This window comes from Nonomuraea sp. NPDC050153 (assembly GCF_044460125.1).
Taxonomy (GTDB): domain Bacteria; phylum Actinomycetota; class Actinomycetes; order Streptosporangiales; family Streptosporangiaceae; genus Nonomuraea.
The window spans coordinates 1-16,863 of sequence record NZ_JBITJQ010000005.1 but is presented as its reverse complement, the minus strand read 5'-3'; the positions used below and the strand labels follow the sequence as shown (position 1 = coordinate 16,863).

General features: G+C 67.6%; 17 protein-coding genes. 12 read left to right on the top strand and 5 right to left on the bottom strand.

Going from position 1 to position 16,863, the window contains the following annotated elements:
• Window positions 1-422: 422 nt before the first annotated feature.
• On the top strand, window positions 423-836 hold the full coding sequence (locus ACIBQ1_RS15010; protein WP_397277713.1) for a hypothetical protein: 414 nt from the start codon (window positions 423-425) through the stop codon (window positions 834-836).
• 435 nt (window positions 837-1,271) lie between these two features.
• Here the strand turns inward: ACIBQ1_RS15010 and ACIBQ1_RS15005 are convergent, their stop codons facing one another.
• The 3 genes from ACIBQ1_RS15005 to ACIBQ1_RS14995 all read right to left on the bottom strand — a co-directional run bounded on the left by ACIBQ1_RS15005 (window position 1,272) and on the right by ACIBQ1_RS14995 (window position 5,126).
• Window positions 1,272-2,705, bottom strand: coding sequence for an MFS transporter (locus tag ACIBQ1_RS15005; protein ID WP_397277711.1), 1,434 nt, complete (start codon window positions 2,703-2,705; stop codon window positions 1,272-1,274).
• 962 nt (window positions 2,706-3,667) lie between these two features.
• A complete protein-coding gene (locus tag ACIBQ1_RS15000) occupies window positions 3,668-4,501 on the bottom strand; it encodes a hypothetical protein (RefSeq protein WP_397277709.1) in 834 nt (277 codons plus the stop codon).
• Between the two features lie 223 nt (window positions 4,502-4,724).
• The gene (locus tag ACIBQ1_RS14995; RefSeq protein WP_397277707.1) at window positions 4,725-5,126 is read right to left on the bottom strand and encodes a hypothetical protein; all 402 of its coding nucleotides are present in this window, start codon (window positions 5,124-5,126) and stop codon (window positions 4,725-4,727) included.
• Between the two features lie 181 nt (window positions 5,127-5,307).
• On the opposite strand from ACIBQ1_RS14995, the gene ACIBQ1_RS14990 reads away from it, so the two are divergent.
• The 4 genes from ACIBQ1_RS14990 to ACIBQ1_RS14975 all read left to right on the top strand — a co-directional run bounded on the left by ACIBQ1_RS14990 (window position 5,308) and on the right by ACIBQ1_RS14975 (window position 8,419).
• Window positions 5,308-5,631 (top strand): hypothetical protein, encoded by a 324-nt coding sequence (locus ACIBQ1_RS14990; RefSeq protein ID WP_397277706.1) that lies wholly within the window; start codon window positions 5,308-5,310, stop codon window positions 5,629-5,631.
• A 92-nt stretch (window positions 5,632-5,723) separates the two neighbouring features.
• Window positions 5,724-6,452: a hypothetical protein gene (locus ACIBQ1_RS14985; protein WP_397277704.1), complete on the top strand. Its 729-nt coding sequence runs from the start codon at window positions 5,724-5,726 to the stop codon at window positions 6,450-6,452.
• 571 nt (window positions 6,453-7,023) lie between these two features.
• Window positions 7,024-7,893 (top strand): hypothetical protein, encoded by an 870-nt coding sequence (locus ACIBQ1_RS14980; RefSeq protein ID WP_397277702.1) that lies wholly within the window; start codon window positions 7,024-7,026, stop codon window positions 7,891-7,893.
• A gap of 298 nt (window positions 7,894-8,191) precedes the next feature.
• The gene (locus tag ACIBQ1_RS14975) at window positions 8,192-8,419 is read left to right on the top strand and encodes a hypothetical protein (protein ID WP_397277700.1); all 228 of its coding nucleotides are present in this window, start codon (window positions 8,192-8,194) and stop codon (window positions 8,417-8,419) included.
• A 17-nt stretch (window positions 8,420-8,436) separates the two neighbouring features.
• On the opposite strand, the gene ACIBQ1_RS14970 is transcribed toward ACIBQ1_RS14975, so the two are convergent.
• Both ACIBQ1_RS14970 and ACIBQ1_RS14965 read right to left on the bottom strand, forming a co-directional pair.
• The gene (locus ACIBQ1_RS14970; protein WP_397277699.1) at window positions 8,437-8,976 is read right to left on the bottom strand and encodes a peptide deformylase; all 540 of its coding nucleotides are present in this window, start codon (window positions 8,974-8,976) and stop codon (window positions 8,437-8,439) included.
• A complete protein-coding gene (locus ACIBQ1_RS14965) occupies window positions 8,973-9,908 on the bottom strand; it encodes a helix-turn-helix domain-containing protein (RefSeq protein ID WP_397277697.1) in 936 nt (311 codons plus the stop codon). Before ACIBQ1_RS14965 ends, ACIBQ1_RS14970 begins: the two co-directional genes overlap by 4 nt.
• 134 nt (window positions 9,909-10,042) lie before the next feature.
• On the opposite strand from ACIBQ1_RS14965, the gene ACIBQ1_RS14960 reads away from it, so the two are divergent.
• Genes ACIBQ1_RS14960 through ACIBQ1_RS14930 form a run of 7 tightly spaced genes read left to right on the top strand, consistent with a single transcriptional unit; the run spans window position 10,043 to window position 16,848 of the window.
• Window positions 10,043-11,038 (top strand): D-alanine--D-alanine ligase, encoded by a 996-nt coding sequence (locus tag ACIBQ1_RS14960; protein ID WP_397277696.1) that lies wholly within the window; start codon window positions 10,043-10,045, stop codon window positions 11,036-11,038.
• 20 nt (window positions 11,039-11,058) lie between these two features.
• The gene (locus tag ACIBQ1_RS14955) at window positions 11,059-12,087 is read left to right on the top strand and encodes a threonine/serine dehydratase (protein WP_397277694.1); all 1,029 of its coding nucleotides are present in this window, start codon (window positions 11,059-11,061) and stop codon (window positions 12,085-12,087) included.
• 25 nt (window positions 12,088-12,112) lie between these two features.
• Window positions 12,113-12,688, top strand: a complete 576-nt coding sequence (locus ACIBQ1_RS14950; protein ID WP_397277692.1) for a C39 family peptidase — start codon at window positions 12,113-12,115, stop codon at window positions 12,686-12,688.
• A gap of 9 nt (window positions 12,689-12,697) precedes the next feature.
• Entirely contained in the window at window positions 12,698-13,522 is an 825-nt protein-coding gene (locus ACIBQ1_RS14945; protein WP_397277691.1) for a M55 family metallopeptidase, read from the top strand.
• 45 nt (window positions 13,523-13,567) lie between these two features.
• Window positions 13,568-15,874, top strand: a complete 2,307-nt coding sequence (locus tag ACIBQ1_RS14940) for a hypothetical protein (protein WP_397277689.1) — start codon at window positions 13,568-13,570, stop codon at window positions 15,872-15,874.
• 7 nt (window positions 15,875-15,881) lie between these two features.
• Window positions 15,882-16,286, top strand: a complete 405-nt coding sequence (locus ACIBQ1_RS14935; RefSeq protein WP_397277687.1) for a hypothetical protein — start codon at window positions 15,882-15,884, stop codon at window positions 16,284-16,286.
• Between the two features lie 25 nt (window positions 16,287-16,311).
• A complete protein-coding gene (locus tag ACIBQ1_RS14930) occupies window positions 16,312-16,848 on the top strand; it encodes a hypothetical protein (protein ID WP_397277685.1) in 537 nt (178 codons plus the stop codon).
• Window positions 16,849-16,863: the final 15 nt, after the last annotated feature.

Here is a 16,863-nt window from a genome sequence, read left to right as displayed (position 1 = left end):
AGCGCCGGGGCGGTCCGGGTCCGCAGGGGTCGGTTGGCGCCACCTCATCAGCCGGGAAGAGCGAAGGCGGGCCTGCGCTCGGCGGCGCCGAAGGCTCGCGGACGCCCCCAAACGGGGCTTCGCCCTCTGGCACGGACTCGCCGCCCCGAGACGGCACGGTGCTCTCCCAAGGGCCCGTCCCTCCCAGTGGCCCGGCCACACCACCCACTGGCGCAGGTTCGGCGCCCGACGGTGCAGGCTCGGCACCTGGGGGTGCGGGCTCGCCTCCAGCCACCGCGGGCTGGTCACCTGATGGCGGAGGCCCGCCGCCCAACGCCACGGGCTGGTCACCTGACGAGGTGGGCTCATCACGTGACAGTGTGGGCCGGTCGCCTGGCGGCGCAGACCCGCCGCCTGATGGCGTGCTCTGGTCGCCTGACGGTGTGGACTGGCCGTCCGATGCAGTGGGCTGGTGGTCTGTTGAGGGCCGTGGAGACTGGCCGCCCGCTGAGGACGCCGAGAAGTGGCCGCCCCCGGACGACGTCGACGGCCCGTCCACTCGGCCCGGCACCGGCTCGGCGGGCTCACCCGGCGACGGCGGCTCGCCGGCCCCGGACGGATCACCGCCGGGTGGCACGGGCACGCCGGACCCCGACGCCGGGCGCACCGGCGACTCACTCGGGAACGTCCACCGAGGGTGGTGGGTGCTGCTCGCCATCGTGGTCACGGCCGGCCTCGCGGGGGCGGCGTTCTGGATCGCCCACAAGCTCGGTCCGCGCCCCGACCCGCCGCCCGACCCGACCTATGCACCCCTGCCCGACTCAAGCCCCGATCCTCCACGCGGCTCGAGCGACTGAACCCTCCCGCTCGGCCATCCACCGCCGGACACCAGCGGCGATTCGCCGCGATCGTAACGAGCACCCGGTCGTGCCGCCTGGCGGCTCGCCCAAGGAGATCCTGTACGTGCCGCCTGGCGGCTCGCCCAAAAACACCCTTCACGTACCGCCTGGCGGCTCGCCCAAAAACACCCTGAACGAAGCGCTCGGCGGCTCGTTCAAGAACGCCCCGAACGTACCGCGTGGCCGCTCGCCCAAGGAGGCCCTGAACGTACCGCCGGGCGGCTCGTTCAAGAACGCGCTGGGAGTAACGCCGCCGAACATCGGGCACCCAAGCACCCGGTTCCCATGGGGGCAGGAGGGCGCAGACCGGGCCGGCACCCGTCCACGTGTGATGCTGCTCCCTTGCCCGACTTGCCGGGCAAGGGAGACGCGCAGGCCGCCCGGTGGCCGGGGTCAGATGCGGTCGGGGACCTCGTTGCCGGCCTGGCGGATCGCCTTGGGGAGGTTGGTCAGGGCCAGGAGCACGAAGCCGATGACAAAGAAGATGATCATGGAGACGATGGCGATGCGGTAGCTGTTGGTCAGCTGGAGCGCGATCGTGACCGTCAAGGAGCCGATGAACGCCGACCCCTTGTCGCTGATCTGCAGCAGGCTGAAATACTCGGCCTCCCGCCCCTTCGGGATCACCTGCGAGAACAGCGAGCGCGACAGCGCCTGCGTGCCACCCAGCACGATCGCGATCGCGAACGCCATCAGGTAGAACTGCAGTTCCTGCCCCACCCCGACGAACATCGCCGCCACCACGATCGCCGTCCACAGCACCAGGCTGGCCAGCACCGTGCGCTTGGTGCCGAAGCTGCGGGCCAGCCGGCCCAGCAGCAGCGCGCCGAAGAACGCCACGAACTGCACCATCAGGATGGCCGTGATCTGCACCGTCTGGCCCAGCTTGAGAGCCTCGGAGGCGAAGGCCGCGCTGTTGCCGATCACCGTCTGCACGCCGTCGTTGTAGACCAGATACGCCACCAGAAACAGCAGCGTCAGCGGATAGCGGCGCAGCTCGGACAGGGTGCGGCCGAGCTGGCGGAAACTGCCGCCGACCGAGCGCAGCGCCGTGGTCTCGTGGATGGGCACGGGACGGTTGCGCAGCCGAAGCAGCGGGACGATCGTGAAGATCGCCCACCACAGACCGGCCGACATCATGCTGATGCGCACCGCCATGCCCTCGGCCAGCCCCAGGCTGTCGCGCTGCAGGTAGAGGACGAGGTTGAGGGCCAGCAGCAGGCCGCCGCCCAGATAGCCGATGGCCCAGCCGCGCGAGGACACCCCGTCGCGCTCGGCAGGGGTGGAGATCTGCGGCAGGAACGAGTCGTAGACCACGACCGAGGAGCCGTACGCGAGGTTGGCCAGGATGAACAGCACCCCGCCCAGCATGTAGCGGTCGCCCTCGACGAAGTACAGGGCCATCGTGGCCAGCGCCCCGACGTAGGCGAAGCCGCCGAGCATCTCCCGCTTGCGCCCGGTGTGGTCGGCCAGCGCACCCACCACCGGTAGCACCATGATCTGCAGGAACACCGCGATCGTCAGCGTCAGCCCGAAGAACGCGGCCGGCCTGATGTCGGCGCCGAGCACGTCGACGTACCCCAGGCCCGGGTTCGTCCCGGCCAGCTTGTCGAAGTCGGCCACACATGTGCCGGAGGCGACGTTCGGGAAGTCCTTGGCGCAGGCCGCGGTCTTGGCGACCGGGATGAGGTACGGGCCGAGGAAGACCGAGATGATCGTGGTGTAGAAGGCGGAGTTGGCCCAGTCGTAGAAGTACCAGCCGCGCTGCTCCCGCCTGCGGGCTGCGGGAGAGTCGTCGAGGGCCGCGGGGGGCGCGGGTACGGGCATGGTGTCGAGTCGCTCCTATGCGGCCGGGGGGCCCGGCCTGCAGGCTTAGGGGGCTTTCTTGGCTTCTTGGGGCTGGTGCGCCGGGCTCTCGGTGCTTGCTCGTGGTGCGGGGCCCGGCCCGTCGGGTCGAGTTACGCGGCCAGGCTGCCGGGATGCCGTCGGCCGTGGCGCTCCAGGATGGTGCGCAGGGCGGAGACGGTGTCGGTCATGCTTGACGCGCAGCTCATTTTCGCAGGTCGTCGTTGAAATCCGCGTATCGTGCCCATGACCATACAATGATCACCTTCCCGGCGAAAGGACTCAACCCAAGACCCACTGAGGCCGTGAACCCTCAAGAAGGTACAGGGCAACGGCAATCAGTGTCCCCGCGCCGCCAAGGGATGCCGCCATGAGTGGCGGCTCCAGTACCAGGACGAGAACGGCCGACAGCGAGAGCGCCGACTCACAGCGCGCTTGAAGAGAAAAAAGGCGTATCCCTGGCAAAGCTGTTACCCGTCAGGTCCTCATCATTCGATAGCCAAAAGGGCTGTCATTGTTCCTGGGCCGATGGATCCCAGACGGTGACGGGTCTTGGATTGCCTGCCGGTGAGCGCGGATACGGCTTCGCCTCGGCCGTGCGCGGTCATCTCCAGTAGACGCTTACCTGGGCCGGCAGTGGTCTCGCTCTCGTCCCAGCGGGAGCGCATCCAACCGATGCTCTCCAGCCGGCGCGGGATGGGGTAGACGATGCCGGGCCCAGGCCCGGTCGCCTGGCAGATTTGGAGTCCGTACGTGGGCCTGTCCCGGGCCGCGGCGTCGAGGCGCGCGCCGAGAACGTCCCGAGCGGCGGCAGTGAAGTGAATCGGACATACCCCGGCATCGAGTACGACACCAGCGTGTCCGGGCGTCTCGTGGGTGGGGCTTGGGCCCGGGGTTCATCGGGTGCGGCGACCAGACTTTGGTGATCTCCTCGTGCGTCCCGGCTAACGACCTGCGGCCCAGGGCATCAGCTCGGCGACCAGGGCCTTGCTCCATGGCCGGGCCAGAGAGCGCAGTTCCTCGCAGCCTGCGGCGCCAAGCGCGGTGTACGGTGCCATCCCCATCCGATCCGTCGCGTCTTCGATCTCCTCACGCCACTTGCGGCCTTCCTCGGTAAGAGATCCCTCGAAGAGCCAGCCACGCTCCTCCAGGCCCTGTACGGCGGCAGCCCAGTCGGCCTCGGGCCACCCCCGCGTACTCCGCAGCGTCTCAGACGCGACAGCGCCGGTGGCCGCGTGGGTGACGAGGGCTTCGATGCCGCTCAGGCCGGCGGACAAGAGGGCGGCGAGGTGGCCGTCGCCGCGATATTCGCGCAGCAGGGTCTGGGCGTGCCAGAGCACCAGGTGGGGAGCCTCCGGCCAGGGCAGCGCCGCGTGCGCGGCATACAACGGCCGCCCGCTGAGCTCGCCCGCGACAGTATCCGCCGCCTTGCGGGCCAGCGCCGCTGCTCGCGACATCTCCGGGGAGCCCACGGCATCGCCCAGCACGCGGCGTAGCGTGGCGTCGACCGATTCGAGCCGGGCGGCCAGGATGTCGGAGGGGGAGGCGATCTGCCAGGCGGCCGGGATCGCCTGCCGTACCAGATCAGGGTTGAAGTTGTAGAAGGTCGCGATCACCGCTTCAGCGGGAACCGGGCCGAGAGCGGCGGCTCGGGAGGCGAAATACCCCATCCGGCCGCTCAGCCCGAGGCCCTTGTAGGCGGCTCCAGCCTCGGGGGAGAAGTAGATCATGCCGTGCAACGGCTCCAGGGTGCGCCAGGTCCGGCGTTCCAGCGTCATGCCAGCGAAAATACCGACCAGTCAGTATGGTGTCCATACTGATCACACTCGGCCCCGACGGCCCCGGTAGGCGGCGACCAAGGGCATCCGACTCCGGATGTACACCCACGGAGCGGGGTCACGGGCGACACGAACGCCACCTACGGCCCTCTCGCCGTGGGCGAGCAGTACCAGTTCAAAGCCTGGGCAAGAAGGGGCCGTTCTCGTCCGCGGCCGCCGTGCATCAGCGAAGCCACGCGTACAAGGCTCCCGTGATCGAGATGACGCAGGCGAAGACGAACATGATCACGGAAATGGGCATGGTGAACGTGCGGTGGGGGTTTCGCTGTACGAGGCGGAGCGAGTCCAGGTCCAGAGTGGCGGCGAGTCGATCCTGAATCTCCGCAATCGGCTGTAAGGCCAATCGGGCAAGGCCACGAAAGCGCCACCCCGCAAGTGACGCCGCAACGGAGACCAGAGCCGCTACCAGCCCAACGGCGCCGGCTACGGCGTCGAGCTTCGCCTGAAGGGCCGCGACGTAAGCGGCGGACATCACAGCAGTTGAGACCAGGTAGAAGTTCAGGACCTGGAGTCCTTGGCTGATGCGGTACTCATACCAGCGTGTGGCATGTTCGAGGGCGGCCACGAGTGACTCGTGATCACTTCGCCCCGGTGGCGGCGGTGGAGAGGCGGGGCGGCGGCCGGGTAGCCACTGGGTAATTGCGGCCTGGACAGAGGAGATCGTCTTACCCACCAGAACCCTCCGTTGAAGGTCGGCCCACTCCTCCAATCACAGCACACCACACCGCGAAAAAGAGGGCTTTGTCGTGCAGGTGATCACTCCCGGTGAGCCGCTGCGGTACGGCCTGCGTCTGATCGCCTATCAGCCGAACGGGGCGCGTCTCGGCGTGCCGGGCCGGCATACCGAGAGCCAACGACGTCTCCTGTCTGAGGCTCGCCTACTCCGGGCATCCACCGACGACGACCAGCTGAGCCGTCACGGGACGAATGTGATTCGCGACCATCGGGAAGCCTCGTCAAGCTGCGACAACGCGCCGGATGGCGCGTCACGCCGCCATTCCGCGCGGATGCCACTGTCCCCGGCGGTCGAGGACGTGGCGGAGGCCGGTGATGTTGTCGGTCATGCTTGACGCGCAGCTCATTTTCGCAGGTCGTGGTTGAAATCCGCGTATCGTGCCCATGACCATACAATGATCACCTTCCCGGCGAAAGGACTCAACCCATGACCCAGCGAGGCCGCGGAACCATCAAGAAGGTACAGGGCAACGGCAAGCCGTGTCCCCACGCCGCCAAGGCATGCTCCTGCAAGTGGCGGCTCCAGTACCAGGACGAGGACGGTCGGCAGCGAGAGCGCCGGTTCGTGACCAAGCGCGAGGCACAAGACTTCCAAACGGCCGTGGACGACGCCAAGCGCCGGCGCGGCGCAGTCCCCGGCTACCTCACACGAGGGGCAGGACCGGCCGTCGCCGACTACATGATGAGCTACCTCAACGACCGGACCGAACACGAGAACCTGGCCCCCACGACCATCAGGGCGCACCGAGGGCGAATCAAGAACTACATCATCCCCCGCTGGGGCGGTCAGCGCGTCAAAGCCTTAACGCAAGCGAACATGCTTGCCTGGCAACGGGAACTGGAGGAACAGAAGATCTCGCCCGGTGAAGTTCAGACCATCATCGGAACCCTCATGGGCGGCATGATGCGCAAGGCCGTCGACGAGGCCATCCGCCCGGACAACCCCGTGACGGGTCTGAGGTTCACCGAGTACAAACCCCAGCCGAGGTATCTGCCGACCGCCGAGGTTGAGCGGAGCGTTCGCGCCCGAGCTGGGCGTTCACTTGGGCTCCACCGGCCGGGCCGCGACCGGGATGGCCCGGACAGCGGGGCCGGTGAACATCACAGTCACCTCGATCAACCCGGTAGCCGAGCCGACAAGCGAGACCGTCAATAGGGGCCTCTCCTACGCTGGGATGCTAGGTGTGCTGTAGAGGGTATGGGGTTCGATAGGGCCGTGAGTTGGCTGCATTTTCATTGCATTAGGCCCAGAGTCTTTCGAACTTTTCGGGGACGGGGGACGTCATATCTATCAAGCATCCGGCGAGGAGGTAAGCGTGGCTCGTCCCGGCTGATCCGTGCCGCAACACGGCCCGGATGACCAATTCTCTTCTACTCATCAGTTCGATCAGCGCGGTGGCCCTTCTCGGCCTTCGTGTCCTGGTGGTGCTGGTCGCGCTGTTCACGCGGGACCGGGATCGCCGGCGTACCGCGATGACGATCTTTCGCACTCTTTACGCACGGCGGCGCCCTTAACGGGGGCTGCCCCCTCGCAGGGTTCCAACCCCTGCGCCACGGACCAGTAACGCCAGCCACTGGTCCATTCATCCGCGAAGCTTTCGGGCGCACTTCCCATCTGGGTAGTGCGCCCGAAAGCATTTCGAGGCTGGTTTGTCAGCGGATTTGGCCACAGAGAAGTACACGGGTGGCTTTCCGGCGAGTGCGACAACAATTTCCGGGGGTGATAGATGCCGACGTACACGCTTGACGGGGTACCGCTTGACCACCCGGGCGGCTGCTGGCAGCTGAAACTCGGCACCAAGCGCCGCCCGCTGCCGGGGATACGCGGGGTGTCGCTGACGGTGCCGGGCCGCCACGGCGAGATCCCGATCCACGGCCTCGACTTGGAAGCGACGATGTTGCCGCTCGCGTGCGCCGTGTACGCCTACACCCCATCGGGGACGTTCGGCGGATACGAGCAGATGGAACGCAACCTAGAGGCCATCACCGCGTTGCTCGGCGTACGCCATCGGCCGATGCAGCTCCGATACGAGGCTGGATCCATCGTCCGAATCGCCGACGTCACAGTGGATCCGGCGTCCGAGGTGGAGATCAACGTGGGCACGGCCATCGCCCGGTTCACATCTGTGGTGAAGGTTCCCGGCGTCGTGTGGCGGGACGAGGTCGAGACCACGTGGGCGGGTTCGGCGAGCGCGCTGAACCAGCCCGTGACCACTCTGGCCGGAAGTACCGGCCCGATCAGCGATGCCATCGTGCGGATCACGGGTCCCGCTGTGAATCCCAGCGTGAGCGATGTGGCGACGGGCGGCACGGTCGCCCGAGGCTCTGGGCTACTCACGGGGGAGCGGCTACTGATTGACTGCGGCCAGATGCGCGCCCGGCTCGTCATCACCGACACGTGGGACCTAAGCACGGGCACCGACGCGACTGGGCAGATCAGCGCGACAGGCCCGGGAAGCGCCTTCAGATGGTTGCATCTGACTCCTTCGATCGCGGTAGGGGATCCGCACTCCCGCACGGTGATGGTCACCAGTTCAGCCACCTCCACCACGGGCGCGTCCCGGCTGGAGATCCGCTCCCGCCGCTCCTACCTGTGAACGGGAACACGTGCCGGTCGTGGGAGACGGTTGTTCGATTCGCCACACGTGCGTGCCGGTGTCAACTGCGCTGGCTCAGCGCCGTGTACGTGACGACTTCGACGGAAGGGCCTACCCCATTCCTTCGTCATGTGCGAACATCGGCCCAGGAGGGGAGTATCCCCCTGTGCGGAACAGCGTCGTCATCACGGTGAGCCCAACGTAGGGCCCCCGGCGCCCCGGTCGCGAGACGGACTTTGACCAGCCCCCTCGCGATGGAGAGACCTCCGGAGATGAACTACGTCTACCGGAGATCATTATGGGGCTGGTCGCCAATTCGCTCGTTCTCAGCACCATCGTGTGCACCGCGATCTATGCGGTGACGCGCGTCCTTGCCCTGCTGATCGTTCTTCGCGGAACGCGGCCGCACCAGCGCGCCGAACTTGTGCTCGCCGTGGCTGAGCTGTTTCGACCGCCGTTCCGGGCCCGACCCCAAAACGCGCTGGACCCGGCTGACTCCTCACCCTCGCCTCCACCCAAAAAGTGATGCTGGAGGTGCTCTCCTTAAGCGCGGCTCCAGGGCTGGCCGATGCCGCGGTATTCCTCCACAGGGATGGGCTTGACGCCGTCACGCATGCGACTGGTGTAGAGGCGGCCGTTCAGGTGGTCGATCTCGTGGGCGACGAGGCGGGCCAGGCCGTACGGGAAGGCGGTGATCTTCTGCTGTCCGTCCAGGCAGGTGTGTTCCACGTCCAGGGTGAGCGGTCGGGGGACCATGCCGCGCACGTCGAAGAACGACAGGCAGCCCTCGTACTGCTCATCGGCCTCGATGGACGCCTCGGCGATGCGGGGGTTGAGCAGCACGATTGCGTCGGCGTCGGGGTCTGGCGGGACGACCACGGCGGCGGCCCGGCTGATGCCGATCTGCGGGGCGGCCAGGCCCATGCCCTTGCCGAAGACGTGGTGTTCGCGGACCCGTTGCAGCGCGGCGAACAGCGCGTCGATGACCTCGCGCGCCTGCGCTGCCTCGGCGGGCAAGTTGAAGGGGCGCGCGACGGCGGCCAAGAGGGGATCTCCGGACTGGACGATCCCGGCCGCCTTCATCCGATCGCTGCTGGTGCGCAAGCTCGGGGGCGAGTCCGTCTCGTCCGGCCGGGCGCGAAGGCGCCATTCCAGCCGGTAGCGGGCGCCCATGGGCGGATCGGCGGTGCCCAGGCGAACAGCACATCTGACCCGCGCTGCGTGCGGGTGATGGGGTTGTGGAGGGGGACGGCCTCTGCGGTGGTGGAGGTTTCGGTGCCCCACACCTTCGGCTCCAGGTCGGCGGGGAAGCTCAACATCACGTCAAGGTGGCGGGTTGGCAGCCGTACCGCGCGCTGGAACCACGGCCCCCACTTGGTGTCGGGGACGGTGTAGGCGTACGTGATCGTGGCACGTTCGCCGGGGTAGAGCGGGAACTTGCCCCGCGAGTTCTCAAAACACAACCAGATCTCCTTGAACGAGTCCCGATCATGCTTGACCTGCCAATCCATCGGCTCGCCATCGCAATGTGCCGTCAGGCCAAGCTCGTCCCAGGTGAGCGGATCGCGCCGGTAGTGGACGTTGGATCGTGCCGGGTCGCCGGGGTAGCGATCAACGCTGATGCGGGCCAAATAGCGCGTCACGGGGTCGGGGCCGGCGTTGCGCAGGCGGCGGCGCATGTTCGCGGTGTAGATCCCGTTCGCATAGTGCAGCTCAGCGTGGTCGTCCTCCACTACAAGCCCGCCAGGGGCGCTGGAGGGGGCAGCGGCCGAGGCGGCAGGGCTCGCCGAGTTGTCTTGCCATGCTTGCCATACCTCGCCTCCAGCCGACAGCTTCGCCTCTGCACGGCGGGCGAAGTCCTCGCTGGCCGGGTACCGTCCCGACTCGACATGGCTGATGTACGACGGGTCGTAATCCATCGCTTCGGCGAGGGCTTTCTTGGTCATCTCGCGGCGTTTCCGCCAGGACGCCAGGACGTCGCCGAAAGCGCGCGGTTCGTTCCCGGGGGTATCCACGTCCTCATCTTCCCCCAGCAGGGCGTGAATGCGTGAGTGAAGCGTGAATGAGCCGCACTCACCGTGACATCACCAGCGGCGATCGGGGTCTGCTGGCAGGTGACCAGTCCACCCCCCGATCATCGGAGACTCCCGTGTCCCTGATCATCAATCCCCTGCTCATCGACGCCCAACAGCTCGCGCTCCCCGGCCGAGGCCGAATCGGCGTCCTGACCGGTGGCCGCTCCCGCGAGCGCGCCCGCTCGCTGCTGTCCGGCAACACCACCCTCACCGCGCTACGCCGTCTCGGTCTTTCCGCCGTCATGATCGACACCAAGGACCCCGACTTCCTCGATCAGCTGCGCGAGATCGACGTGGCCATGCTCGCCATCGCAGGCCAGTACGGCGAGGACGGCAAGCTCCTGGGCCTCCTGGAACACCTCGACATCCCCTACACCGGCTCGGGAGTGCTGGCCAGCGCCTTGGCGATGCACAAGACCGCAGCCAAGACGATGGTGGCCGCCCACGGCGTCACCGTCCTGCCCGGCTGCGGCATCGACACCGAAAGGCCCGCAGACCTGGTCGCCAAGGACCTGACCGAGACCCTCCCGCTGCCGATTATCGTCAAGCCGGTGTCTGAGGGCGGCTCCATCGACATGCGCCTGAGCCGTACCGAAGACGACCCCGCCGCCGCCGTGGATGAGCTGCGTCCGACCGGACAGGCGCTGTTCGCCGAGCGGCTCCGGCCCGGCCTGTCGGTGACCGCAGGAGTGCTGGACGACGGCGAGCAACTGCGTGTGCTGCCGCTGCTGGAGACCCGGCCGAACGGCGACTTCTACGACTACCCCACCAAGAACAACCCCGCCGCCTTCATCAACCACTGCCCGGCCGACCTCCCCGAGCAGGCCGCCGAACGGGTCAAGCAGTACGCGCAGACCGCGCATCGCGCGCTCGGCTGCGACGGCTACTCGCGCAGCGACTTCGTCGTCGCCGATGGCGATCAGGTCTGGTGGCTGGAAACCAACACCCTGCCGGGGCTGTCGGCCGCAGGGAACATGGCCACCATGGCGAACGCCGCCGGCCTCGACTACGACGCGCTGATCACGTTCATCCTGTCCACCGCGCTCACTCCGCACGGCTACCGGCCGTGAGCTCGCAGCAGGAGAAGGTCATGATCGGGATCGACGACGTGCGTGCGGCCGCCGCTCGCCTGGCCGGATACGTCACTGCCACGCCGCTGCTGGCCTCTCACGCGCTGGACGAACTGTGCGGCGTCCCCGTGTTGTGCAAGGCAGAAAACCTCCAACGCACCGGCTCGTTCAAGCTGCGCGGCGCCCTCAACCACGTACTCAGCCTCTCCCCGGCCGAACGCGCGGGCGGGGTGATCGCCGCATCCTCCGGCAACCACGCCCAGGCGCTCGCATGGGCGGCGCGCCTGGTCGGAACCTACGCGGTCGTCGTCGTCCCCTCCGACGCCCCGCCAGCCAAGGTGCTGTCCGCGAAGATGCTGGGTGCTGAGGTGTACTACTACGCCCGCGGCGGCGACGACCGCGACACCATCGTGGGCGAGATCGCTCGCGAGCGCGGCCTGGCGATCGTGCCGTCCGCGAACTCCGACGAGGTGATCGCGGGCGGCGGCACCGTCGCAGCCGAAATCCTCGCTCAAACCGATCAGGTGACCACGCTCGTGGTGCCGATTGGCGGAGGCGGCTTGGCGGCCGGCTGCGCGGTCGCGGCCAAGGCCCTCAACCCGAACGTGCGGGTGATCGGCGTGGAGCCGGAGTACGGAGCAGACACCGCGTTGTCGCTGCGTGAGGGTCGCCGCGTGAGCATCCCGACCCCGGCCACGATCGCGGACGGGCTCACGCACCGCACGCCGGCGCCGCTGCCGTTCGACATCAACCGGGCATTCCTTGACCAGGTGGTTACCGTCAGCGACGCCGAGATCATCGAAGCCATGGCGGTGGCCTTCAATTACCTGAGGGTCGTCGTCGAACCGAGCGGGGCTTGCGGACTCGCCGCGGCGATATGCGAGCGGATCGAGATCACGTCGGGCACAATGGGCGTGGTCCTGTCCGGGGGCAACATCGCCCTGGACCCGTTCCGGTCGCTGGTCGGCCGCGCAGCCGCTGCTGGGGGAGATGGTGGGGTGCCTGGCCTGCACGCCCGGGGCGGGCAGCAGTCAGCAGGCACTGCATGACGGTGTCACCCTTTATACCCAGTACATGAGCGCAGAGCGGATCGGCGCCATCGTCTACGACGGTGCCGATCCCGCCGACGATCCACGATGGAACCTCTCGGGGGCGCGCACCCGCGTCGAATACGGCCGCTGGTGTCGGCACGCCTGCGGCATGGCCTGCCTGCAAATGATCCTCGACCACCGCGACGGCCACGCCCCGCCCCTCCTGGAACTGTTGCACGGCTGCCGCGCCTACGGCGGCTACGTCGAGCAGGAAAGCGGCGAGATTCGGGGCCTGTATTACGCCCCGTTCACCGACTACGTGCGCGCCGAGCACGGCCTGCACGCCGACGTGCATCCGCACCTGGCCGCAGCCGAAATTCCTGACCTGCTCGCGCACGGGCACATGGTGATGGCCTCGGTCCACAGGGAGATCCGCCGCCCCGAACTGCCCTCACCCGGCCGGGGCGGCCATCTGGTCCTCATTACCGGCCACGACCACGGCCTGATCCACCTGCACAATCCCTCCGGCCACACCCCCGACGCGCGCCAGGCAAGCTTGCCCATCGAGGTGTTCGAGACGTTCTTCGGCCGCCGCGGCATCACCCTGTGCATGCGATAGAACACCGCCGTGGCAATCAAGGTACTGATCTCCGTAGACATGGAGGGGATCGCTGGCATCGTTCATCCCGCCGAGACGAACCCGGAGCGGTACGAGTACGAACGCGGCCGGAGGTTGATGACAGCGGCGGCCAACGCCGTGGTGGAAGGCGTGATCGATGCCGAGCCGACAGCCGAGGTGCTGGTGGCCGACTCTCACGGCCCGTACCGCAACATCCTGCCTGAGGAACTCGACCGGCGAGCCCGGCTAATCCGTGGCAAACCCCGCGAGCTGGGCATGATGGCGGGCTTGCAGGCCGGTGCCCAGGTGGCGATGTTCGTGGGTTACCACGCACGCGCAGGAGCGAGTAGCGCCGTGCTCGCCCACACCATGGCTGACGCCATCCTCGACGTCCGCATCAATGACCGCTCGCACGGTGAGATCGGAGTCAACACGCTGCTTGCGGGTTCGTACGGCGTGCCTGTCGTGCTCGCCAGCGGGGACGCTGCCGCGTGCGAAGAGTTCAGCGCACTGGTGCCCCACGCGGTCACTGTGCCGGTCAAGCGAGGCCTCGGCCAGCACGCGGCCGACAGTCTGCACCCAGAGGAGGCGGCAGACCGCCTGCGGCAGGCCGCCACCGACGCGATGCGGCGGTACGACGACCATCCGCCGGTTGTGGCTTCGGGGCCGCTCCACGTCGAGGTCGACGTGCATCAGCCTCGCACTGTGGACATTGCCGCCCTCATGCCTGGCGTTGTCACAAGCGGGCGCACCATCGTGTTCGATACCGAGAGCATGGCGGCTGCCTACGGCATGCTTCAACTCATTGTCATGCTCACACAGCTCGCGCCTTAAGCACGGGCACGTCCAAGGGCCGGCCGATCCTCAGAGGGGTGAGGCATGTTCGAGGTACGTCTCGTCGTCCACTCTCCAAACGGCAGTCGTCTGGCCGTGCTTCCGCACCCGCTGAGCGTGGAGGTCGGATGCCCGCTCGATGACGTGCCTGCGTTGAAGATGGGCTACAGCGACAAGGCGACGAACGCCGAGCTACTTGCTCAGCCGTGTGAGGTCGCTGTCGAACGGTCCGAGGACGGCAGTACGTGGACCGAGGCGTACGACTCGCGATTCTTGCGGATCAAGCGGCGCAGCGACGGCACTGACCGAACGGGCGTGTCCCAGTTCGAGCTGCCCGGCTGGATCTGGCAGCTCCGTAAGGTGGTCCTCTATCCAGGCAGTCAGCCGCTCGTGGACGGTAAGCGCGCTTTCCTGACGGCCACCGCAGGCGAGATTCTGCAAACGTTCCTCGTCGAGGCGCAGGCCAGGGGAGTGGTGCCCGGTATCGCATGGGACTTCACGCCGACGTGGGACAGCGCCGGCCAGGCGTGGAGCAAGGTCGTCTCCATCTACTACGAGCCGGGCATCGACGCGCTGACCTGCCTGATCAACTTGGCCGAGCAGGGTGTCGTGGACTTCCGCACGCTCGGCCGGACGGTCCAGCTTTACAACCCGGACACCCAGCTCGCGCGAGACCTTGCGAGCGGGCCAGCGCCGGTTGATCTGCGCTACGGCAGGGACATCGTCGAAGCGCCCGAGATGGGCACGCTTGAGGATCGCGCCAGCTCGGTGTTGGTTCGCGGCGACAACGGTTTCCAGATCACCGTCAGCAGCTCCAACCATGGGCCGTGGGGCAAATGGGAGACGTACGTTGGCCAGGGCGGCGTGTCCGACACAGGAACAGCGGTCCTGCTCGCCGACGCGGCGCTTGCCCGCTCGGGCGCGGAACGGGTGCAGCGTACCCGAAGCCTCGTCATCGGCCCGGACACGCGGTGGCTGCCGTGGCGTGACTACCGGCCCGGCGACCGCATTCGCACCCCGGGCGCGAACGGGACGCTGGAGAGCTTGCGCATTCGGCAGATGACGGTGACGCGGGACTCCAAGGGCGTGCTCGGCGGCAACGTTGTCCTCAACGACAGGCTGCTCGAACGTGAGATCAGATTGTCGCGCCGCGTTGCTGGCATCGTCGGCGGCAGTACGGCGGACGGCGGCTCCGGTGCCCGCCCGGCACCCGAGACGCCCAGCCCTCGGACTCCAACGGCACCGATCGGGCTGCTGGTCGATCCGCACGCCTACATCGACTCCAGCGGCTTCCCGCAGGGACAGGTATCGGTGAGCTGGAACGCCGTTACTCAGGACATCGGTGGCGTCGCCTTGAACGTCGGCGGCTACGAGGTGTACGCCCGCGTCAACGAGGCCGGGGCGCTGTGGTTCCTGATTGCGCTCACCGAGGCGGGCGACACGAATGCCACCTACAGCCCTCTCACTGTAGGGAAGCAGTACCAGTTCAAAGTCAGGGCGATCAACCTGGGCAAGAAGGGGCCGTTCTCCTCCTCGCTGGCGGTGACCATCCCGGACGACGCCGACGCGCCGCCAGCGCCGACCGCTCCCCTGCCCGCTACTCGCCTCGGCGTGGTCCACGTCGAGTGGGACGGCCTCGGTGGCGGCAGCGAGCCGATGCCTCCCGACTTCGTCCGGGTACGGGTCTGGATGCAGGACCCGCTCGCGCCCGGCTGGTCCGAGATTGGGTACCTGGAGTCCGCGGGCTCGATCGTCATCCCCGGCCTTCCGTACGGGCAGGACCGCGAGTTCGCGTTCTCCGCGATCGACCACAGCGGCAACGAGTCGGCCCGCAGCGCCACCGCGACCATCCAGCCCGCGCAACTGGTCGTGGGAGACGCTGCTGACGACAGCATCACGACCGGCAACCTCGTTGCCAACGCGGTCACGGCCGCGAAGCTGGCGGTGGGCGCGGTCGAGGCTGGCCACATTGCCGCCAATGCGGTGACGGCGGACAAGCTGGCGGCCGTGCTCGCGTTGGTGACGCGCATCGTGGCGGGCAACCCGGCCGGGGCGCGCGTGGAACTCAACGGCGGCGGGCTCGAAGCCTACGACGCTTCCAGCGTGCAGACGGTGGCCGTGTCGTCAGCCTCAGGCGCGGTGTCGATCGTCGGCCAACTCGCCACGGGCGTGGTCGGCCGGCGCATCATTGTCAACCCCAGCGGCTCCGCAGATCCGGAGATCAGGTTCATGCCGGGCTCCGGCTCGAACTACGCGAGGATCTACGCTGACACCGATGGGGCGATTGTGTCCCGTTCGGGCCTCAACACCGCAGGGGGATCGGCGTGCCGTGACGTGGCTGCGGGGCGATGAGTACCGGATGCAGTTGTTTGACGCGACGTCGGGCCTGGGCAGCGGCGGCTATCTGTTCGCGGACAAGAACGAGCTGGAAGTCGGCTACAACGACCCGACCCCGGCGTTGAACCGGTTCCGGTTCACTGCGGCGGCGGCCGAGTACAAGGGCATGTGGACCCATAGCGGCGCCGAAGCCGGGCTGATCATGAAGACGGTGACGATCACTATCGGCACGAGCTTGGGCACCGTCCAGTGGAGCGCCCCGGTCATGTCGTCCGTGCCGTTCGCCGTGATGAGTTTGCACTACGCCGGTCCGGGCGTCGTTACCACCTACATGACGGCGCGCAGCACGTCGGGCTTTACCATCCGGTGCGACAGCAGCGGCGCATCCGGCTCGGCAACGGCAATGATCTGGGCATGGCGTGCGTAGCTTGCCACGAAGAGGGAGCGTTCTGGTGCAGCAGTGGACGATTGTTGACGTTGAGGAGACGACGGGCGACGACGGCCGTACTCCTTACTGGGTGATCGTGTACGAGGTGCCGGAAGAGGTGTCTCCGGACGGGCGGTGGCGCTACTACGTGCTGAAGGAGTCGGTCGAGTATCGGGCCGCCGAGTTTGGGTTGACAGACATCGACGACGTGTTGGACGTGCTCGTGCATGAGTCGCTGCTGATCGAGCTCCAGTCCATCGGAGTGCTGCCGATGGTGACGCCGTCGTCTATGGACGCCGCTACGGCGCATGAGGTGGTGCGGGGGCAGATCGCGCATTGCCGTGAGCGGCACGCCACGGTGGTCACGGTACAGGGGAGCGGCGCAGCGAGAGCACGGGTTGCCGACCCGCTCCAGACGATCCGCGACGCCTGCCGGATTGATCTGATCCGCACGGCTGAGCTGCGGCTGGAGATCGACCGGGCACTGAACCCATTTCAGGCTTCCCAGCGAGTGCCCTGGTCACAGCATGATCGCAAGTCCGGTGTTAGCCCCATGACGTAGCAGAGCTCCTGGTAG